Source organism: Halomonas sp. 72 (genome assembly GCF_052379785.1).
Classification (GTDB): Bacteria; Pseudomonadota; Gammaproteobacteria; order Pseudomonadales; family Halomonadaceae; genus Vreelandella; species Vreelandella citrativorans.
This window is the reverse complement of sequence record NZ_JBQSYY010000016.1, coordinates 36,294-57,199: the sequence shown is the minus strand read 5'-3', so window position 1 is coordinate 57,199 and position 20,906 is coordinate 36,294. Positions and strand designations below refer to the sequence as shown.

The 20,906-nt window shown below is 53.2% G+C and carries 21 protein-coding genes; 6 read left to right on the top strand and 15 right to left on the bottom strand.

Annotated features, from left to right (window positions below; translation table 11 throughout):
- Positions 1–159 precede the first annotated feature (159 nt).
- On the top strand, positions 160–1,212 hold the full coding sequence (lipA, locus tag ACT3T6_RS13740; protein ID WP_193053130.1) for a lipoyl synthase: 1,053 nt from the start codon (positions 160–162) through the stop codon (positions 1,210–1,212).
- 112 nt (positions 1,213–1,324) lie between these two features.
- On the opposite strand, the gene lipB is transcribed toward lipA, so the two are convergent.
- The 11 genes from lipB to ACT3T6_RS13685 all read right to left on the bottom strand — a co-directional run bounded on the left by lipB (position 1,325) and on the right by ACT3T6_RS13685 (position 11,728).
- On the bottom strand, positions 1,325–1,975 hold the full coding sequence (gene lipB, locus ACT3T6_RS13735; RefSeq protein WP_193053131.1) for a lipoyl(octanoyl) transferase LipB: 651 nt from the start codon (positions 1,973–1,975) through the stop codon (positions 1,325–1,327).
- Complete coding sequence (locus ACT3T6_RS13730; RefSeq protein ID WP_193053132.1) at positions 1,976–2,287, bottom strand: HP0495 family protein; 312 nt, start codon at positions 2,285–2,287, stop codon at positions 1,976–1,978.
- 55 nt (positions 2,288–2,342) lie between these two features.
- Positions 2,343–3,542, bottom strand: coding sequence for a D-alanyl-D-alanine carboxypeptidase family protein (locus ACT3T6_RS13725; RefSeq protein ID WP_193053178.1), 1,200 nt, complete (start codon positions 3,540–3,542; stop codon positions 2,343–2,345).
- Positions 3,543–3,600: 58 nt separating this feature from the next.
- Complete coding sequence (locus tag ACT3T6_RS13720) at positions 3,601–4,575, bottom strand: septal ring lytic transglycosylase RlpA family protein (protein WP_193053133.1); 975 nt, start codon at positions 4,573–4,575, stop codon at positions 3,601–3,603.
- A complete protein-coding gene (mltB, locus tag ACT3T6_RS13715) occupies positions 4,572–5,540 on the bottom strand; it encodes a lytic murein transglycosylase B (RefSeq protein ID WP_193053134.1) in 969 nt (322 codons plus the stop codon). The genes ACT3T6_RS13720 and mltB overlap by 4 nt, the downstream gene beginning before the upstream one ends.
- Before the next feature lie 103 nt (positions 5,541–5,643).
- Positions 5,644–6,804, bottom strand: a complete 1,161-nt coding sequence (gene rodA, locus ACT3T6_RS13710) for a rod shape-determining protein RodA (protein WP_193053135.1) — start codon at positions 6,802–6,804, stop codon at positions 5,644–5,646.
- Between the two features lie 3 nt (positions 6,805–6,807).
- A complete protein-coding gene (gene mrdA / locus ACT3T6_RS13705) occupies positions 6,808–8,715 on the bottom strand; it encodes a penicillin-binding protein 2 (RefSeq protein WP_193053136.1) in 1,908 nt (635 codons plus the stop codon).
- Between the two features lie 70 nt (positions 8,716–8,785).
- Positions 8,786–9,253, bottom strand: a complete 468-nt coding sequence (gene rlmH, locus ACT3T6_RS13700) for a 23S rRNA (pseudouridine(1915)-N(3))-methyltransferase RlmH (RefSeq protein WP_193053137.1) — start codon at positions 9,251–9,253, stop codon at positions 8,786–8,788.
- Positions 9,250–9,636 (bottom strand): ribosome silencing factor, encoded by a 387-nt coding sequence (gene rsfS / locus ACT3T6_RS13695; protein ID WP_193053138.1) that lies wholly within the window; start codon positions 9,634–9,636, stop codon positions 9,250–9,252. The genes rlmH and rsfS overlap by 4 nt, the downstream gene beginning before the upstream one ends.
- Before the next feature lie 78 nt (positions 9,637–9,714).
- Positions 9,715–10,374, bottom strand: a complete 660-nt coding sequence (gene nadD / locus ACT3T6_RS13690) for a nicotinate-nucleotide adenylyltransferase (protein ID WP_193053139.1) — start codon at positions 10,372–10,374, stop codon at positions 9,715–9,717.
- Between the two features lie 46 nt (positions 10,375–10,420).
- Positions 10,421–11,728 carry a glutamate-5-semialdehyde dehydrogenase gene (locus ACT3T6_RS13685; RefSeq protein ID WP_193053140.1) on the bottom strand — a complete coding sequence of 436 codons (1,308 nt, stop codon included), beginning with the start codon at positions 11,726–11,728 and terminating at the stop codon, positions 10,421–10,423.
- A gap of 198 nt (positions 11,729–11,926) precedes the next feature.
- Here ACT3T6_RS13685 and ACT3T6_RS13680 point away from each other — a divergent pair, with 198 nt between their 5' ends.
- The 3 genes from ACT3T6_RS13680 to ACT3T6_RS13670 are packed head-to-tail and all read left to right on the top strand — an operon-like array spanning position 11,927 to position 15,124.
- Positions 11,927–12,775 carry a hypothetical protein gene (locus ACT3T6_RS13680; protein ID WP_172118362.1) on the top strand — a complete coding sequence of 283 codons (849 nt, stop codon included), beginning with the start codon at positions 11,927–11,929 and terminating at the stop codon, positions 12,773–12,775.
- A complete protein-coding gene (locus tag ACT3T6_RS13675; protein ID WP_193053141.1) occupies positions 12,772–13,698 on the top strand; it encodes a diguanylate cyclase domain-containing protein in 927 nt (308 codons plus the stop codon). The genes ACT3T6_RS13680 and ACT3T6_RS13675 overlap by 4 nt, the downstream gene beginning before the upstream one ends.
- Before the next feature lie 28 nt (positions 13,699–13,726).
- A complete protein-coding gene (locus ACT3T6_RS13670) occupies positions 13,727–15,124 on the top strand; it encodes a bifunctional DedA family/phosphatase PAP2 family protein (RefSeq protein WP_193053142.1) in 1,398 nt (465 codons plus the stop codon).
- A gap of 5 nt (positions 15,125–15,129) precedes the next feature.
- Here ACT3T6_RS13670 and ACT3T6_RS13665 read toward each other — a convergent pair whose 3' ends face one another.
- The 3 genes from ACT3T6_RS13665 to mpl are packed head-to-tail and all read right to left on the bottom strand — an operon-like array spanning position 15,130 to position 17,782.
- Positions 15,130–15,750: a LysE family translocator gene (locus ACT3T6_RS13665; protein ID WP_172118359.1), complete on the bottom strand. Its 621-nt coding sequence runs from the start codon at positions 15,748–15,750 to the stop codon at positions 15,130–15,132.
- Positions 15,747–16,400: a flavin prenyltransferase UbiX gene (locus ACT3T6_RS13660; protein WP_287077089.1), complete on the bottom strand. Its 654-nt coding sequence runs from the start codon at positions 16,398–16,400 to the stop codon at positions 15,747–15,749. Before ACT3T6_RS13660 ends, ACT3T6_RS13665 begins: the two co-directional genes overlap by 4 nt.
- Positions 16,397–17,782: a UDP-N-acetylmuramate:L-alanyl-gamma-D-glutamyl-meso-diaminopimelate ligase gene (mpl, locus tag ACT3T6_RS13655; protein ID WP_193053143.1), complete on the bottom strand. Its 1,386-nt coding sequence runs from the start codon at positions 17,780–17,782 to the stop codon at positions 16,397–16,399. Before mpl ends, ACT3T6_RS13660 begins: the two co-directional genes overlap by 4 nt.
- Before the next feature lie 290 nt (positions 17,783–18,072).
- Between mpl and ACT3T6_RS13650 the strand changes: the two genes are divergently transcribed.
- Positions 18,073–18,462: a glutaredoxin family protein gene (locus tag ACT3T6_RS13650; RefSeq protein ID WP_193053180.1), complete on the top strand. Its 390-nt coding sequence runs from the start codon at positions 18,073–18,075 to the stop codon at positions 18,460–18,462.
- Between the two features lie 11 nt (positions 18,463–18,473).
- Here ACT3T6_RS13650 and ACT3T6_RS13645 read toward each other — a convergent pair whose 3' ends face one another.
- Positions 18,474–18,974 (bottom strand): hypothetical protein, encoded by a 501-nt coding sequence (locus ACT3T6_RS13645; protein WP_226912108.1) that lies wholly within the window; start codon positions 18,972–18,974, stop codon positions 18,474–18,476.
- Between the two features lie 290 nt (positions 18,975–19,264).
- Between ACT3T6_RS13645 and ACT3T6_RS13640 the strand changes: the two genes are divergently transcribed.
- On the top strand, positions 19,265–20,836 hold the full coding sequence (locus ACT3T6_RS13640; RefSeq protein WP_193053144.1) for an ABC transporter substrate-binding protein: 1,572 nt from the start codon (positions 19,265–19,267) through the stop codon (positions 20,834–20,836).
- Positions 20,837–20,906: the final 70 nt, after the last annotated feature.

Genomic DNA, 20,906 nt, shown 5'->3' with positions numbered 1-20,906 from the left:
TGTCTTGTTAATCACCAGATATGTTACATTACACCTACTACCTATGTATTAATTAGTAATCTGTTAATTGGCAACGTATTAATCGGCATGATTGGGGGGCAAGCGCTTACGTTTCTATGATAAGCCTTGCCTGCCGCACAGTAGAGAGGCTCTATTCCTATGAGCAACAACCCCACACAGCGTGTACCCAGCGGCCAGAAATTCCGTAATGAACACGGCACAACGGCGATCAAGGATGGCATGAAGGTGCGCAGCGCGCAGGCTGAAGCCCCGTCTCTTGAACGCAAGCCCAAATGGCTGCGCGCTCAAATTCCCGGTGGCGAGCGCTTTGAAGCCGTTAAGCGCAATGTCTCTGAGCATCGTCTAAGTACCGTCTGTGCTGAATCACACTGCCCTAACATGGGCGAGTGTTGGAGCAATGGAACTGCCACCATCATGCTGATGGGGTCTGTGTGTACCCGCGCATGCCGTTTCTGCGCCGTTGATACGGGCAACCCCAAAGGCTGGCTGGACCACGAAGAGCCCGAAAACACCGCCAAGTCCGTTGAATTAATGGGGCTTCGCTATATCGTCCTAACATCGGTTGATCGTGATGATCTGGACGATGGCGGTGCGAACCATTACGCAAGCTGTATCCGTGCTATTAAAGCGCGCACACCAGACGTGGTCGTTGAAGCGCTGACACCTGATTTCGATGGTGAACACGCAGCCATTGAGAGCGTTGTGGATTCGGGCCTTGAAGTGTTTGCGCAAAATGTCGAAACCGTTGAACGCCTGACCAGCCGGGTTCGCGACCCCCGTGCAGGCTATCGCAAAACACTCGACGTTCTGGCCTACGCGAAAAAGCATCGCCCCGATGTCATTACCAAAACCAGTATTATGCTGGGTCTTGGCGAAACCGATGAGGAGATCCTGCAAACGTTTGATGATCTTCGTGAAATTGGTGTCGATATTGTGACACTCGGCCAGTATCTGCGCCCCACGAAAAACCACCTGCCGGTTGAGCGCTGGGTAAGCCCTGAAGACTTTGATCGCTACCGTGTGCTAGGGCTTGAAAAAGGCTTTATGGAAGTGCCTTCCGGCCCGCTGGTTCGTTCAAGCTATCGCGCTGACCGAGTGTTCGAAAAGAACAACCTCGGGCTGGCCTCACCGGCAGCGATCCCCGGCCAGGAGTCTGACCCTAATATTATTCCCGCCCTAAATGTAGGCTGAAACAGAATTAAGCACGGGCTTAATCAGAGTAAGTCTAAAACAAGAAGCCGCCGCGAATATTAACTATCGCGGCGGCTTCTTTTTATGTACTACCATACGGAAAACACTGCGATTAGCCGATAGTCACCAGCTCTCTGTTCAGCTTTAGTGCCAGCGCAGATGCCAGTTGCTGGCCTACGTGATGCTCATTAGGCAAAGCAACAAGATCAGCCAAGCGAGTGACCGCCATACCTGCGTAGCCACAGGGATTGATGCGCTGAAAAGCAGAAAGGTCTCCATCCACATTCAACGCGACGCCGTGGTAACTGGCCCCCCGCCGAATTCGCAAACCCAACGACGCTATTTTGGCCTCGCCCATCGGGCTTTTGACATACACACCCGGTGCATCTGGGCGCGCATGTGCACTGACGCCATAGTCGGCTAACACCGTAATGACTGCATTTTCCAGTGCAGACACCAGGTCACGCACGCCTATTTTACTGCGCCGAACATCCAATAACGGATACAGCACTATCTGCCCAGGGCCATGATACGTTACCTGCCCGCCACGGTCGGTTTGCACCACCGGTATGTCGCCTGGCATCAATAGATGTTCAGGTTTGCCTGCCTGCCCCTGGGTGAAGACAGCGTCATGCTCTACCAGCCAGAACTGATCCGGCGTCTCACTGTCACGAGAGTCCGTCAAGGCGCGCATTTCTTCCCAAACAGGCAGATACGGCCTGCGACCCAAGCAGTGCAGCTCAACAGGTGCAGAACGACTCACTCACACCACCATATGAACACGGCCAGTGGCTTTTAGCTCTTCAAACAGCTGGCTAATTTGCTGCTCGCTGGTCGCATTAATCGTGATGCGAACGGATTGAAAACGACCGTTTCGACTATCCACCACTTGCAGCGTCGATTCATCAAAATCCGGTGCGTGACGCACCACGATTTGACAAACACAAGCCGTAAAATCCTCAGCAGCATCACCCACTATTTTTAAAGAGTAGTCACAAGGAAAAGTGATCTTGGGGGTTTCTTCTGCCACCGGCTCGCGCAGGTCTCGAAATCCCTTTTTCGTATCCTTAGTCATAACGCGCCTTTTATTGAAGGTAAAAAAGGCCCAGGACGCACCTGAGCCGAATCACTTAGTCAGTGAAGTTCGCAATTAAACCGCTGAAGAAGCGCTGAACCTGATCAAAAAGGCGTTTAAACAGCCCGCCCTCTTGCACATTTTCAAGCGCTACCAACTGGCGCTCGCCAACCATCTCTTCACCCAAGTAGACCTCTAGCGTGCCCACATCATCACCTACCGCAATAGGTGCTTGTAAATCAGAGTGTAGATTAAGACGAGCACGCAGCTCTTCATTACGGTTACGTGGAAGGGTCATAAACACTTCTTCATCCACCCCCGCACGCAATTCGTTAATGTCACCACCCCAAACACGCGGCGTTGCAAGCACAGCACCACGCTCGTAGAGGTTCATGGTTTCGTAGAAACGAAAACCATAGCTTAAAAGCTTCTGAGTTTCCTGTGCGCGCGCTTCATCCGAATTGGTGCCCATCACAACCGAAATAAGCCGCATGCCATCGCGCTCAGCTGACGACACCAGGCAGTAGCCCGCAGCATCTGTCCAACCCGTTTTCAAACCATCTACTGACGGGTCACGCCACAACAGGCGGTTACGGTTGGGCTGATCAATTCCACCATAGGAAAAGTGGCGCTGCGAGTAGATCGCATAGTGCTCAGGGTAATCATTGATGATATGACGTGAAAGCCGCGCCAGGTCATGCGCTGTTGAGTAGTGATTATCAGAAGGAAGACCGGTTGCATTTTCAAAGTGGGTATTTTCCATCCCCAGTCGAGCCGCATGCTGGTTCATTAAGTCAGCAAAAGGAGCCTCCCCACCAGCCAAGTGCTCTGCCATGGCCACGCTGGCATCGTTACCTGACACAATAATAATGCCGTGCAGCAACTCCTCGACGGGGACCTGGTTGCCCACTTCAATAAACATTTTTGAGCCACCAGTCCGCCAGGCGTTTTCACTGACATTGACCAGATCATCCAACGTGATGGTATCGCGATCCAACTCACGCTCGACAAGGTAGGCGGTCATGAGTTTGGTCAAGCTTGCAGGCGCCAAACGTTCGTCTGAGTTGTGCTCAACCAGAATTCGTCCGCTATTGGCATCCATTAAAATCCAGGAACTGGCAGCGAGCTGCGGAGCGGCTGGAATAATCGTTTGCGGCTGAGGTATGACTTGAGCCGCAGCCGGCAACGCAACAGCCGTCATGGCCGCAAACAAACATAATTGGGCAGAGCGGCGAATCGACACGAATACATTCATCACTAACATCTCACTTGCAAGAAAGTGGCGCTAAGCACCAAAGAATATAAAAAATGAATTATCTCACGATAAAAACTTGAGGAAACCCCGCTTGGCGAAGTGCTTCCCGAGCTTGGGTCTCTTGAGCCGGTGTTACTGGCCCCACCTGCACACGATGCACATTAGCCTCATTCATTACACGAACGCTGTGAGGCAATTCGTCTGTCAATCGCTGGCTAAGCTTACGAGCGCTATCAGCGCTTTCCAGCGCAGCAATCTGAAGGTAATAGCCGCCTGAAACCTCACCCTCAGCGGGGTTATTAGAGGCCACAGACGGAGCTGCTTGAGGTACAGATGCGGCTGGCGCGGGCTCCGCAACGGGCGCATCCTCATTCGGCGCAGTACTCGCGGGCGCTCCGCCGCGCTCAGCTAGCCAACGGTCAGGCTCAATGGCCTCGACTTTTACTCGCCCTGTTCCATTATCCAATATATCCAACCGGGCGGCGGCTGCGTAAGAAAGATCTATTTCTCTATCGCTATGAAAAGGACCACGGTCGTTAACACGGACAATCACCGACTGCCCGCTGTCCAGGCTGGTAACGCGTGCAAAGGTAGGCAACGGTAGCGAGCGATGCGCCGCCGACATTTTATACATGTCGTAAATCTCGCCATTTGAGGTCGCATAGCCATGAAATTTTTCGCCGTACCACGAGGCCAAACCTTGCTTGGCATAGCCAGAAGCGTCCGGCATTACATGGTACTTTTCACCCCATACTTCATAGGTTGAGCGGTTGCCCCCCGCAGAACGCGGTTCATTACGTGGTACAGCATCCGGCACGGTGGATACATCCGGCGGCGCAACAGGATACGCATCCCCATGCATGGCATAGCGCCCACCTCCACTGGCAGTAGTACTTGCGGCGGGTGCAGCGTCAGGTTGAGTTTGAGTTGGCGTAGCAACGCGCTGAGCTTCACGATTCGCGCAGCCGCTTACCACTATTATCAAGGCGATCATACTGCCTACTTGCCAGGTCCTTGATTGCAACATGCTCATCCTTGTTCCTCAGCCCGCTGTTGAATGGCCTCAGCTAACTCTGTCACTGCCATGGCGTATAAATGACTGTGGTTATAGCGTGTAATAACATAAAAGTTGTTTTCACCCAGCCGATAGCGTAGCTGTCCATCATCCATCTCAAACACCAAGGGCATCACAAGCAAAGTATCGTTAAGCGCTTCTTGCGGTTCAATCCCTTGCTTGGCTGTCTCAGCCACACTCATGGTCGGCGAAGACGTTTGGTTAAACGTCAGCGCCTGGGGCAACACTTCCGGTCCCGTTGCTTCATGATAAATGGCACCATCACGCCGCCAGCCATGCTCAGCAAAATAATTCGCGACGCTACCGATGGCATCCACTGGGTTTTCCCATAAATCACGAATGCCGTCATCGTCAAAATCAACGGCATAGGCCTGGTAACTAGTGGGAATAAATTGAGGATACCCCATTGCGCCTGCATACGAGCCATAAAGTTCAGCCGGATCGACCTTTTGCTCATGGGCGATCTGCAAAAAAGCAGCTAGCTCACCACGGAAAAACCCCCCTCGACTGGGATGATAAAACGCCAGCGTAGCCAGTGAGTCCAGCACGCGATGGCGCCCTTTATGGCGGCCATAGTACGTCTCTACGCCAATAATGGCGGTAATAACATTACCCGGCACGCCATAAACATCTTCCGCACGCGCCAGGGTCTCAGCGTGCGCTTGCATAAAGGCAGCGCCCTCTTCGATACGCTGCTCCGTTAGAAATATATCGCGGTACTCGTGCCACTTTAAGCGGCGCTCTGCCGCGCCTTCCATGGCATCCAGCACCGCTTGAGAATATGCGGCTTGAGAGAAAGCATCACGTAACCACGCTTCCGGTATGCCTTGGGCGATTAACTCATCTACCAATATCTGGGTGCGTTCATTATGTTGCAGGTCCACCCCTTCCGCCGAGTGCTCCTCTGCGAATACGGCAGGCATCGAACACGCTATTAGCGCGGCAACAAGGCAACTGCCAGCTTTATTTCGGGCCCTTTTTATCAACTCACCACTCCTTTGAAAACACACCGTCCTGACTGAAATACTAACGTGGCAATAGCCGACGATGGGCATGAATAGACATGAGAATACCGAACCCTGCCAACAAGGTCACGCTAGAGGTGCCGCCATAACTCACCAAGGGTAGCGGCACGCCTACCACGGGTAAAATACCGCTAACCATCCCCACGTTGACAAACACATAAATGAAAAAGGTGAGAATGATACTACCGGCAAAAAGGCGTCCAAACGTATCCTGTGAAGAAGCCGCCAACCAAATACCGCGACCTACGATCATCAAGTAAAGCGCCAATAAAACCAGCATCCCGATAAGCCCAAACTCTTCACCCAATACGGCAATAATAAAATCAGTATGCCGCTCAGGCAGAAATTCAAGCTGCGACTGCGTGCCCCCCAGCCACCCCTTTCCCCATAGCCCTCCACTACCAATGGCCGTGGTTGACTGAATAATATTCCAACCCGAGCCTAGTGGGTCGCTTTCTGGATCAAGAAAGGTTAATACCCGCTGACGTTGGTAATTGTGCATGTTCATCCACAAAAGCGGCACGCACGCAGCCAACAATCCACCAACAAATCCAATCAAGCGCCATGAAAGACCCGCGAGCAAAACCACGATGACAGCCGCACTGGCCACCAGTAACGATGTACCCAGGTCCGGCTGAATAGCGGTCAATACAACCGGCACACCAATGATCACCGCGCACACCACAATATCCTTTAATCGCGGTGGAAGCTGGCAACGATTCAAATAGGCAGCCACCATTAACGGAACCGCTAGCTTCATCATCTCTGAGGGCTGAAATCGGATAACGCCAGGGATCTCAAGCCAGCGCTTAGCCCCCATGCCAATATCACCGGCAATTTCCACTGCCAATAACATGATGACCCCTGCGCCATAGGCAAAGGGTGCCCAGCGTAAAAACGTGGTCGGTGACAGCTGCCCCAATAATGCCATCACTGCCAGCGCAACGCCAAACCGCATCGCCTGAGCGATTACCGACTCAATACGCTGGCCAGACGCACTATATAAAACCAGTAGGCCACCCACCATTAAGACCAATAAAAGGCCTAATAACCAAGGGTCAATATGGATGCGTTCCCAAATACTTTTACGTCGCGCGATACCGCTATCGGGCGGTCGAACGGGATAACGACGCAATGGGCGGGTAATCGTCTGCCAGGGCATAGGTCAGTTCCCCTCCACTTGAGCGGTATCTTCTTCCAACACGTCGCGTACATCATCTGCGTCAGGCGCTTCATCTTTTAAAAGCCATGCATCGGTCATGGCGCGCGCCAAATGCGCTGCATGGGTACTGCCGCCGCCCGCATTTTCAACGATAACCGACACGGCAATTTGGGGGGAATCAACCGGCGCAAACGCTACAAACAAGGCGTGATCTCTCAGGCGTTCCTCAAGCTCATCGGCGTTATAGCGCTGGTCCTGGCCCAAAGAAAACACCTGAGCCGTTCCCGATTTGCCGCCCATTCGATACTCAAGGCCAACGCCAGTCCGCCGTGCAGTGCCTTCGCTACCGCTGAGCACTTTCTCCATACCGCTAAATACCCGGTCCCACCAGGCATCATTTTCCAGCTGAATATCGTCCAGCGTGTCGGGTAAATCTTCACGAAGCAGCGTATCGCCCACCTGGAGAGCTAAGCGGGGTTTTACCCAGTGGCCCCGGTTGGCAAGCGTTGCCGTTGCGCTTGCCAGCTGCAACGGCGTTACTTGCCAGTAACCTTGGCCAATACCTACTGACAAGGTTTCGCCGGGGTACCACGGCTGGTTAAAACGCTCCCGCTTCCATTCGCGAGACGGCATCAGCCCAGTGCTTTCCCCTTGAACATCGTAGGCGACTCGCCGCCCGAATCCGAACCCATTCATCCGTTCATGTAGATTATCGATACCTAAATCATGGGCCAATGTGTAGTAGTAAGTATTATTAGACACAGCTAATGAGCGCTCTAAATCCACACGACCATGCCCCCAGCGCAACCAGTTCCGGTAACGCCGGGAGTCATTAGGCAGTTGATAATAGCCTGGGTCGCTAATCGTGCTGTCTGGGGTAATAACCCCCCCAGCCAGTCCCGCGAGGGCTAAAAAGGGTTTAATGGTCGAGCCAGGTGGATAGTGACCACGAATAGAGCGGTTAAAAAGAGGTAAGTCCAGGTCGTTCTGCAAGCCGCGATAGGAGGCAACATCGATCCCGGTCACAAACTGGTTGCTGTCAAACCCAGGCGTCGACACCATGGCCAGAATCTCGCCCGTTGCAGGCGCAATAGCGACGATCGACCCACGCCGCCCATCCATTAATTCATAGGCAAGCGTTTGTAGAGACTTATCAATCGTCAGCGTTATGTTCTTCCCAGGCACAGGGTCGGTGCGACCCAGCTCTCTTAATACTCGCCCTCGGGCGTTGGTTTCGACTTTACGCAGGCCTGCTTCGCCATGAAGCTCCTCTTCATAGAAGCGTTCAATGCCGGTTTTACCAATAAAGTGGGTGCCGGCATAACGGCCGGCATCCAAATTTTGCAGCTCATCAACATTAATACGCCCTACATAGCCCAGCGTATGGGCCATAACGTTTGAATCGGGATAGTAACGTAGCAGTTGGGCTTCGACTTCAACGCCTGGCAGGCGGTGGCGATTAATCGCGAGCCGAGCAATTTGGGCTTCACTCAGATCGCTCATTAAGAGCGCAGGTTGGAAAGGACGCTGTCGCTGGCGTGAACGTACGTTAAAGGCCTCGATATCTTCTTCTGGCAGTTCCAGCAATTCCACTAATAGGGCCAGCGTTGCATCAAGGTCATCAACACGCTCACGCACCAGCGTCAGGTTATAAGTAGGCCGGTTTTCAGCTAACAGCACACCATTTCGGTCATAAATCAAACCTCGATTAGGTGGCAGCGGCTCAACACGCACACGGTTTTTTTCTGACCGCGTGGTGTAAATTTCATGTTGAACAATTTGTAAGTAGCCTAAACGCCCTACCAGAAGACCGGTAAGCGTTATAACGACCAGAACGGCAAGAAGTGTTCTGACACGAAAAATGCGCAACTCTTGCTCAGAATTTTTTAGCGTGTCACGGCGCTGGGGCATGGCAACAGATGACTCTCAAATCAGACGATTGACGCAACACAGCCAACAAATACCACCACCTTTTGAGCCGTTAACGGTGGTAGGGGTGACCAACCAATAGCGTCCAGGCACGATAAAGCTGCTCGGCCAGCATGATACGAACTAACGGGTGCGGCAGCGTTAACGGTGACAATGACCACGCTTTATCGGCTATCGCAGAGAGGGAAGGTTCAAGACCATCAGGCCCACCGACCAGCAATACGATATCGCGGCCCTCCATACGCCAGCTATCCGCTTCCTGGGCCAGTTGTTCGGTTGTCCAGGGTTTGCCTTTTACTTCCAGCGCAACCAGATACTCATCACCCCGCAGTTTATCGCGAATGCGTTGAGCCTCTTGAGCACGCGCTTTGGCAATATCTGCATTTTTACCGCGCTGGCCAAGCGGGATTTCTTCTATTTCAAGGCTGAAATCCCGAGGGAGCCGTTTACGGTAGGTTTCAATGCCCTCTTCAACCCAAGCAGGCATTTTCGTACCTACCGCCAACAGCCTTATTCTCATGACATCGTGGCTCGCTCTTCAAAAAGCGTGCGTGCCTCATCCGTCATGCTTGCATCGCTAGGCAGGTCTGCCCAGAGGCGTTCAAGGTCATAAAGTGCACGGGCTTCCGGCATCATGATATGAACAACAATGTCACCCAGGTCGACCAATACCCAATCCGCATTATCACCGCCTTCAACACCGCGCGGCGCAAGACCGGCTGCCTTGGCTTTTTCTACGACGTTTTGCGCAAGTGCCGCAACATGCCGGGTAGACGTACCACTAGCAATCAACATAAGGTCGGTAACCTCAGTTAAGCTGGAAACGTCCAGTTGAGTGATATCGCGTGCTTTAAGGTCTTCTAACGCATCAAGCGCTAGGCTTTTCAGTGTATCGATGTGCATGACTCCTGCAGATAACCTCGTATGGTGTTCGGCTAGCAAAGCGGGCCATTGTAACGGCTTCTTGCGTGACTACCAGCGCTATTCAACGTCCTGGTAAAAGCCTTTATGTAAAATGGCCTCTTCAACCGCTTCCGGGAGCAAATACCGAACGCTTTTTCCCTCACGCAGCCGCTGACGAATATAGGTCGCTGAAATTGCCATCATCGAAGGGAGCGACAGCAGTAAAACGCCACCGCAGGGGCGCTGCATCAGCGAGTCCACGCCTTCGACTTCACGTTGCCCTACCAGTTCCCTTAATTCATCAGACCAGGGTGTTTGATAGCCAGGCCTAGCCATCACTACCAAGTGAGCGAGGGAAAACAACGTGTCAACCTGCTGCCACTGAGGAAGGCGTAAAAAGGCATCAAAGCCAATCACCATTACTAAACGTGCCTGTTCACCATATTCAGCCCTCAGTTCAGCAAGCGTATCAACGCTGTAGGATGGCCCTTCGCGGCGCAGCTCACGGTTATCCGCGTAAAGCCCAGGCGTAGTGCCAATCCCGGCTTGTAACAACGCCATTCGTTGCTCTGCCGACACTTGTGGTGCACCACGTAAAGGCGGCTTTGGCGCCGGTATCATATGCAACTGGTCAAGGCCCAATGCTTCTCGCACTTCCAAAGCACTGCGTAAATGGCCATGGTGAATAGGGTCAAATGTCCCTCCCAGCATGCCTGCTTTTATGGGTACTGAATTCATATCGACCTACCACTCATAGCGCTGCAAAACTCATATCGTACACGCCTTATTGGCGAACCTGGCCATCGCCGAATACAACGTATTTACGCGTGGTAAGGCCTTCCAAACCCACCGGCCCTCGCGCATGCAGCTTATCGGTCGAAATGCCAATTTCAGCACCTAATCCATACTCGAACCCATCGGCAAAGCGGGTTGAGGCATTAACAATCACAGAGCTTGAGTCCACCTCGGCCATAAAACGGCGCGCCAGAGAGTAGTCCTGGGTCACAATAGCGTCGGTATGGTGCGAGCCATAGCGCTCAATATGCGCAATCGCCTCTTCCACGCCATCCACTATTTTGATCGCTAGTACCGGTGCAAGATATTCGGCGTACCAATCTTCCTCGGATGCCGCCAAGGCCTGAGGAAGCAGCGCTTGAGTGCGTTCACAGCCTCGTAGCTCAACCTCATGTCCTGCGTAAGCCCGCGCCAGCTCTGGCAGCAGCAAATCAGCCACCGGCGCATCAACCAGAAGTGTTTCCATGGTATTGCAGGTGCCGTAACGATGCGTTTTAGCATTGACCGCGATAGCCAAGGCTTTAGCTGGATCAGCCGTGGTATCAATATAGACGTGACAAACACCATCAAGGTGCTTGATAACGGGCACTTTAGCGTCACGCGAGATTCGCTCAATGAGCGATTTCCCACCACGCGGGATAATGACATCCACGTAATCTGGCATGCTGATCAATGCGCCGACGGCGGCACGGTCGGTCGTCGCCACCACCTGAACGCAGTTAGCAGGCAGTCCCACATCCACCAGTCCTTGCGTAATGCATTCGCCAATGGTTTGATTGGACGCGCTCGCCTCTGACCCGCCGCGTAAAATGCAGGCATTGCCCGATTTTAAGCACAAACTGGCCGCTTCAAGCGTTACATTGGGGCGTGATTCGTAAATGATGCCAATGACCCCCAAAGGCACGCGCATTTTGCCTACCTGGATGCCGCTGGGACGGTAACTCATATCGTCTATCTCACCCACCGGGTCAGGCAAGGCGGCCACTTGACGCAGCCCTTCAATCATCGCATCAAAACGGGCGTCATCAAGCGCCAAGCGGTCAAGTAACGCACTATCCAGACCATTTTCCTTACCGCGCTGCATATCCTGAGCGTTGGCGTCTAAAATACGCGCGCGAGCCGTCATCAGCTGCTGCGCTATTGACTCAAGGGCACGATTTTTGATGCCGGTATCGGCACGACGTAGCTCGCTTGCGGCTGAACGCGCTGCCTTTCCAAGCGCCTGCATGTATGCGGGAACATCACCGGCGGTGAGTTGCTGTTGAGCCTCATCTTGTAAGGGCGTTGAAACGCTCATGCTGTCTCCCTTTATCATCATGCACGCCGCCATCATTTTATCTGGTCAGGCGCGTCGTAATTGTGTCCAGTAGTAGGCAATATATTACGCTACTTAAACGTTATAATGAGCATTTTAAGTTTCACACTTGGTCCTGTCACCGCTGATTAGACGACGGGGAACGTACATGGAGTTCGTGAAGGTGAATAGTAAGCCACCATGCAAAGCAAATACAAAATTCACTTGCTTAGAGCCAATTTACTCGCCGCAGCGGCTGCACTAGCGTTCTGGACATTGGGCGCACAGCCCATGGCCATCCTGCTGCTTTGGCTCTCCGTCAGTTGGCTTTGCATTACAGCTCTGCTTCTGGACTTTAGTCATCGTCATTCCAGAGGGCTACCCTGGCAAGTGCTGCCGGGCTTATTACTGCTGGGATTAATTGCCAGCGCACCAGAACAGCATGATATGTTGATCTGGGCGTGGGCGGCCATATTCATGCTACCCCAGGCGCGCTGGATTCTTGTACTTAATGCCATGGCCGCACTACTTAGCGGCGCCTTAATAGCGCCACAATTGTCCTTTCCAGCCGGGGGGCTAATAGTGCTGTTATTGGGCATACTGTGCTTACTGGCGGTTTCTAGCGCACGCCAATTGGTTGATATGAATGGGGCTATCGGCCAGCGTTTGCGGCTTATCCCAAAGGTTAATCTTTGGGCTGGCGAACAGTTGCTGCGCGATCTTCCTCGTGAGCAAACCCGTTCTGAGCGCGAGGCTATCTACGCAGAGCTATTTATATTGCAGGTTAAGCGGCGCCAGCTTTGGCCCACCGCAAAAAAGCTTTGTGAGCTAACCTACTCCTTTGAGAACACCTATCGTCTGAATAGCACAACGCTTGCCGCCTTGATGCTTTCTCGCTCGCCACAAGAAGCCACACGCCGTCGCACGCAGCTCCAGGCAGCACTTCCTGAAAATGTGGTGAGCCATCATGAGCCGCTAATGGATATTGAGCCCTCAACCTTAACGCTTGAACACCTCTGCAATACCCCCACAACGCTGGGTTCCTCATGAACAGCTATCCATTCTCCAAGCGGCTAATGATCATCACTTACAGTACCAGCCTGGTAGTAATGATGGGGTACGCGTTATGGCTTTATAAAATGGGCAGCTACCGGAGCTTATGGGTACCCGCGTTTGTTACCCTGGCCCTATTAGCGGCCCTACTGATGCATTTAGGGCAGGGATTAAAGGGATACATATCTCAAATACTGCTGGTAGGCAGCACCTACCTCACGGTATTAAGTACGCTTTCTATCTCTAACGCATCAGCCATCTGGCTTGGCCTACCCATCACCTCTGCTTTTATACTCTTACCCCTTTGGCTTGCCTTGGTGCTGACGGGGGTGCTTGGCCCCCTTGTCTGGTTGTTTATCTCTCACCCGACACCTGAGCCACCCTTCTATCTCGGCTATGTTATTTTGCTTTTACTGCTGGCCCTCCCTCGATGGGAGCATGCTCGCCGCCGCGCATTACTACAGGCCACCGACCCCTATGATTGTCACTGTCGCGCCTACAACTACGAAACGCTAAAGGAGCGCTTAAACAACGAATTTCAGCGTGCTGCCATGCTTAACAAGCGCTTAGCGGTACTGGTCATTCACCTGCCACAGCTGGATATGGCCGAAGAGCAGTTCGGCTCTCGAGCTAAAATCGCGCTACTTGATACACTGTGTAGCGAAGTGATAGGTCGCTGCCGTGATCATGACATACTGGGGCGCGCTGGCGAGGCCACCTTCTGGCTGGTGCTGCCCGACACCAGTGAAAGCGGTGCGCTGCTGGTTCGTGAGCGGCTACAGCATGCACTTTCCCAGTGTGTATTGGTTGAAACCGGTCATCTTGAAGCCCGCATTGCAGCTTGTTTGCCTCATAAAGAGAGCTTCGAGCGCTATATACAACGCCTGCACGCCCGTGCTCATGCGCTGGCAAACGGATGACAGCGTATCGCCCTTCAAGGAGTCCCTCGTGTCTTTAGTCGAAACCTTTCAACAGCTCTCGCTCTCTCCTTTCATGCTTCTTCTGCTGATGCTGCTCATTTCGCTTGCAGAATCGTTAGCATTAGTGGGCCTGTTGGTGCCCGGCGTGGTGCTGATTACGGCAGTGGCCTCCCTGGCGGGGCATGAGTCTATCGGGATAGTGTGGTTAGTAATGGCCGCCTTTTTAGGCGCGGTGATCGGCGACGGCATTAGTTTCAGGCTTGGTTATCGCCACCATGCACAAATCACTCAACGCTGGCCACTTTCCCTACATCCGGAATGGCTAGGCAGAGGCTCCCGCTTTTTTGATCGTTATGGTCTTTACTCGGTCTTTATTGGCCGATTTGTTGGCCCGGTAAGACCCGTCATTCCGCTCATAGCGGGCATGATGCGGATGCCACCCCGTAATTTTTTATGGGCAAATATCACATCTGCCGCACTGTGGGCACCTGCCTATGTACTGCCAGGCTATTTGCTCGGACGAACATGGCAAGAACACCTTGATTTACCCCCGGGCATTGAAACAGCGTTGCTCATAATAGCCGCCAGCGTGGTGGTACTCGCGGTAGTGTTCTCCTGGGGGCGAGCACAGGTGGGCCGTCATGGACGCCTCTACCTTGCTACCGCCCGTTTAGCACGTCGTATTCCGTTTATGCGCCGCCCCTGGCTTGTCATGAGCCAATCTGGCGAAGTTCCTCTCGCTTCGCTGCTGCTATTTATTATTGCCTTAACCTGCCTTTCGGGTTGGACACTGCTGGTTGTGCATCACAATGGTCCATTGACGCTCGACCTCTATATCCAACGGCTCTTTAGCTGGCTTCAAAGTGACACCCTTATCGCTATTGGTGCCGTATTTGCCAAAATTGGCGACAAGTTGGGCATTGCTGTCCTGTTGCTGCCGTGGGCACTATGGATGATCTTTTATAGAAGATGGGATGCCTTGCTGCATTGGGGAGCGGCGGTGGGAGGCGTAGCGCTTCTTAACACACTGGGTAAAGCCATTTTCGGGCGTGCTCGACCTGACACCCCCGATTACCTGACCGGCTCGCTCTCTTATCCGAGTGCCCATACGTCAACCTCGGTTGTCGTATTGGGCCTGGCCGCCGCGTTTATTGCCTCAGAGCTACCTCTCCAAAAACGTATCTGGATCTATTGGGTGGCGATTGCTTTGGCGGTGCCAATGGCACTGTCACGGCTCGTTATTGGCGTGCACTGGTTTAGTGACCTGGTCGGCGGCGCTCTGCTTGGGCTGATGATCTGTGCGCTGGTTCGTTTAAGCTGGCAGCGCTATCCTCGAAAGCCATTAACGCCCTGCCCTTGGCTGCTATTGGGGTCGGCCTCGCTGGTGTTAATCAGCCTTCGCGTGATTTTCTTCCCACCGGTTTAAGCGGCCTAGCCTAGCGCCAGCCATAATCCAACGCCCATCATTAACGTGCCGGCAATGCGGTTAAGTAAACGAACATTGCCGCTTTTTCCCAGCGTTTTACGCAGCGTTTTACCGCCGACGGCATACACCAACAGGCTGGCAAACTCGATCAACAAAATAACCACAATCAGCAGAACCAGCTGGCTACCCAGCGGGCGGCTGCTATCCAAAAAGGGGGGCAGCAGTACCATAAAAAATGCCCACCCCTTCGGATTAGCCACAGCGGTCACAAACCCTTGCATGGCAAGTGTTAGCCGCCCGGCGGCAGGCCCCGCATTTAGTTCACTGGGTATCGCCATACGCCCACGAGAGCGCCACATCATAATGCCCAAATAGGCCAAATAAGCGCCGCCCACCCACTTGAACACCGTGAAGAGTTCAGGCTGACGGAGCATTAAGGCGGCTACCCCAGCGCCTGCTGCTGCGGCGACCAGCCCTACGCCCACCAGCTCTCCCATCATCATCCACAGCGTACGTTTCACGCCTTGGGTCATGCCCAGCACCATGGCAAGCGTCATGCACATACCCGGCGTGAGTGACACAAATAAAAACGTGGGTACAAATATAGAGAGCGTGGCCCAGTTCATTGCTTATCCTTAGACATGTTATCGGCTTCATCCTCGCCCCAGCGAGGCATCAAGGTATGCTGAATGCCCAACTGATTAAGAATGCGTGCCACAATAAAATCAATGAGGTCATCAATGGATTGCGGGCGGTGATAAAACCCCGGGGCGGCAGGTAAAATAACAACCCCCATGCGGCTTAGCCCCAGCATGTGTTCCAAATGGATAGGCGAAAATGGGCTCTCCCGGGGCACCAGCACTAGCGTTCGGCGCTCTTTAATCGCGACATCGGCCGCCCGCTCAATCAGGTTGTTACTTGCCCCAGTGGCAATAGCCGAGAGCGTTCCCGTCGAGCATGGGCATACCACCATAGCCGAGGCCGCTCCAGACCCGGAGGCAACAGGCGCCATCCAGTCCTCTCGCCCAAAGCAGCGGATTTGGCCAGCCGCGGCGCCGCTACGCTCTCTCAATGCAGCAGCCAGCCGTTCTGGCTGAGCAGGCAGGCTAATGTCGGTTTCCGTGGCAATCACCATGTGTGACGCTTTGGAGATCATGACCCACACTTCATGGCCTGCCTCTACCAATACGTCTATCAGCCGCAGGCCATACTGCGCCCCAGAAGCGCCCGTTAATGCCACGGTGATCGGCTTTTTGAACAGGGAATCTGTACTCACGCGTTCAATTCCTTGGCCGTTAAGGCATTTAGTAGACGTTCATGTACGCCATCAAAGCCACCGTTGGACATCACCACAATCCGATCCAGCGGTTCGGCATGGCGAACAACCGCCTCTACCAGTGTTTCAATCTGCTGATAAAGATGAGCTTTAGCACCTTGCTCAGCTACCAGCGCCTCCATCGACCAATCAATACCGGCAGGTTGATACCAATACACCTGGTCCGCACCAGCGATGCTGTCGTTGAGTCGATCGCGTAGCGCACCTAACCGCATGGTATTGGAACGTGGCTCAATGACCGCCAGCAAGCGCCCTTTGGTCGTTGTGGCACGCAAGCCTTGCAAGGTCGCCGCAATCGCCGTGGGGTGATGGGCAAAGTCGTCAATGACTTGAACGCCCCCCACTTCTCCACGCACTTCCTGGCGCCGTCGTGGCGTTTCGAAACGCGCTAGTGCTGCGCATGCCCGGGCTAAATCAACTCCGCACTCGTGGGCAGCCGCCAACGCTGCCAAGGCATTTCGCGCGTTGTGAACGCCACTTAACGACCACTCGACGACGCTATCCTCTTCGCCCTGGTCTGTGCGGTGAATCACCTGAAAACGGCTGGCATCAGGGCGCTCAAGGCAGAGCTGCCACGCACTTTGGGACTGCTCACCAAAGTGCTTAATGGGTGTCCAGGCTCCCATCGCTATGACGCGCTCTAGCGCTGGCTGTTCATCGGCTACTAGCAGGCGCCCTTGGCTGGGTACGGTGCGCGCAAGGTGATGGAACTGGCGTTCAATAGCAGCTAAATCCGGAAAGATATCCGCATGATCAAACTCAAGATTATTGAGCACAGCAATATCGGGGCGATAGTGTACAAACTTGGAGCGTTTATCAAAAAAGGCCGTATCGTACTCATCTGCTTCAACAATAAAAGGCCCCTGAGGATCCCCCAGCCGCGCGGAAACACCAAAGTTACGCGGCACACCGCCAATTAAAAAGCCCGGTACTTGGCCCGCGCTCTCCAATAGCCAGGCCAGCAAACTGGCGGTGGTGGTTTTACCATGGGTACCGGCGATAGCAATTACCCGCCGCCCTGGTAACACATGCTCAGCAAGCCACTGCGCTCCTGAGGTATACGGCAAACCGCTGTTAAGTAGCGCCTCTACTTCAGGATTTCCGCGTGACAGCGCATTCCCCACTACCACCAGGTCAATCGAAGCACCAAGGTGCTCTGCTCGATAACCTTCCATTAACGTAATGCCTGCTTCAGCAAGCTGAGTACTCATCGGAGGATAGACGTTTGCATCTGACCCGCTAACCTGATGGCCCTGCTCGCGCGCGAGCAGCGCAAGACTACCCATAAAGGTGCCGCAGATACCGATAATATGGAGATGCATGGTTTCTGTCCCTGAACAACGTAATAAACACAGCTTAAAATAGCTGAAAAGACTAGCATGCTCGGCTTGTTTACTCACCCAGAAGCAAGGATTTAAGCACACCTGGGGGTTAGAAAATGCCCCAATATACGTATAGCGAGCGTCGCCAAGTGACAAATGCGTTCGATTATTGCAGGATGCGCGCACGCTTGTTTAAAGCCCACCTGTTGGCGCGTAGCATCGCTGTTTCCAATGACGTACTTTTTCTAAGAACGCTGACCCATGCCCCAGGGTTAGCGATGGAGTTTATTATGCGTGTATTAATTCGCTATTTTTTCCGTGGTGTTCGTTTGGTGCTGGCACCGGTCATGCTTATCAGTGAAAAACTCTCAACGCCTAACGCGATTGAGCGTGCCCCCGCCGATCAAGCGCGCGTCGACCAGGCTTGCCAACGCCTAGCCCTTTATCAATTCCGTACCTGCCCTTTCTGCATTAAGGTGCGTAAAGAAATTGCCCGCTTAGGACTAACCATTGAGCTGCGCGATGTTCAGCATGACCCCGCACATAAGCAGGACCTCCTTGAAGGCGGCGGCAAAACCAAAGTGCCTTGCTTAAAGATTCACCACGAAGATGGTCGCGAAGAGTGGCTGTATGAGTCTGATGATATTAATGCATGGCTGCATCAGCAATTTGGAGCTTAAAACCGTGCTTGTTAGAACCGTGCTCGATAGGCATTAACGTCAAACTGCACATCGATGTCGATTCCCTCAGCCCGGCTGGGCGCGTCGTCCAGTGCAGTTTGCAACGCCAATACGCCTTCGACACGTCCAGCAATATGAATGTGGCTGCCTTGCTGCTCAAGCTGCGTCAACGTGACGGTAACACTGCCTCCTTCAGAGGTGTAAAGCGGCGGTACGGTGGTGCTACCGATCAGTTGTACCACTTGGGCATCGATAAGCTGGTTGTCTTCAACCGCCAGGCTAATAGACAACCCTTCGTAGGCGTCCCTTTGATCAGGCTCGACAAACCCTGTGATAGTGATTTGGCGTTGATCGCCAACCTCTACAAAAGAAGCATTGGAGTCACGGCCCTGGCTCAGCACAAACCACTCCCGCGGCTCGCCGTCCAGCATGCCGTCAATAGTGTCAGACTGTGCGGTTAATGGAAGCCAACCGATTAACACCAGAATGATCCATTGATTCCATTTCATCATTTTCAGCCTGCCTTCCAGCGGGTCACTAATGGCTTTCGTGGGCTGATACCAAACGCCCGTTTATTTTTCATCTACGACTTTAGACTAGCTTGCACTCCAGTATTCACTGCTACAAGCCCAATCATTCAATAGTTGAATAGGGTCTATCACTATTTCGATTGTATGACGCATTCAACACTCTCTATGTTAATAGGATAGCTTACAAGCTGACCGTGTCTGCTTTGCTGTCTCGCCAATAGCGTTTAGACGGTAATGTGAACAATAAAATTATCAATAAGACGGGAACGATTATGGCGCTCAAAAAAAAGATACTGGCCACTATTGTCGGTGCAACTGTTGCGGGTAGCGCAGTGCTCCCTTTGACAGCAAACGCTGAAACGTTGCGCATTGGCTACTCCGCCGATCCGGAAACGCTTGATATTCACGAACAACTTTCCGGCGGTATGCTGCGTTTCTCCCACTTGGCGTTTGATCCTCTCGTCCGCTGGACCAAGGACTTTCAGTTTGAGCCCCGCTTGGCAACTGAATGGGTACAAACAGACGATACGCATATGCGCATGACGCTTCGTGAAGGCGTCAAGTTTCATTCGGGTAACGAGCTGACGGCTGAAGACGTGGTATGGACGATTGAGCGCTTAAAAGAGAGCCCTGACTACCGCGCCATTTTTGAGCCCATTGCTACCGCCGAAGCGGTTGATGACTACACGGTGGAAATCACGACGACGACCCCCTATCCGCTGTTGCTCAACCTGGCGACCTACATTTTTCCCATGGATAGCCAGTTCTATACTGGTGAAACCGAAAATGGCGTCGATAAAGCGGAGATCGTAAAAGCAGGCAACTCGTTTGCTTCACGCAATGTTTCCGGTACCGGCCCCTTCGTTCTTACTGACCGTCGCCAAGGCGTACGTGTCGATTTTGAACGCTTTGAAGATTATTGGGATACTGAAAGCGAAGGCAATGTCTCAAGCATTGTACTCACGCCGATTGCGGAAAACGCCGCGCGCGTAGCAGCCTTGCTCTCAGGCGGCGTCGATTTTATTGACGCTGTGCCGCCGAATGATCTGGAGCGCGTTCGTGAAGCAAGTGACGTTGAGCTTTTCGAAGTACCGGGCACGCGTATTATCGGCTTCCAGCTTAACGAAGAACAAGTTGAAGCCTTCAAAGACGTGCGCGTTCGTCAAGCCGTTGATCTTGCCATCAACCAGGAAGGCATCGCTGATCGCTTAATGCGTGGCTTTGCGACGCCTGCTGGGCAGTTTTCACCGGAAGGCTACTCCGGTCACAACCCGGATCTGGTACCACGCTATGACCTGACCCGCGCTCAAGAGCTAATGGCGGAAGCGGGTTATGAAGACGGCTTTAGCGTTGACATGATTGCGCCCAACAATCGCTACGTCAACGACGCACAAATTGCCCAAGCGGTAGCGAACATGCTATCGCGTATCAATATCAACGTTAACCTGCGCACCATGCCGCTTGCCCAGTACTGGCCAGAGTATGATACCCGTCAATCGGATATCGCCATGCTTGGCTGGCATTCGGATACTGAAGATACTGCCAACTTCTTCCAGTACCTCACCTTCTGTATTGATGAAGAGAGCGGTGCGGGCCAATACAACTATGGCAATTACTGCAATGAAGAGATCGACGCGCTGGTCACTGAAGCCGACAGCGTAACCGATCTTGAGCGGCGCAATGAAATGCTGCGTGAAGCAGAAGCCATGCTGTATGAAGATGTTGGTTTTATTACGCTGCATTGGCAGAACCTTGCGTATGCCGCTGCCGAAGGCGTTGAGATTGAACCTGTCGTTAACGCCATCGACTTCCCCTACTTGGGCGATCTCGTTATTAACCGCTAAGTTTGACTAACGGTTTGTAAATTGCCTGCACGGATGCTTCGCTCTCCAGCCAACTGGAGGGCGAAGCGCT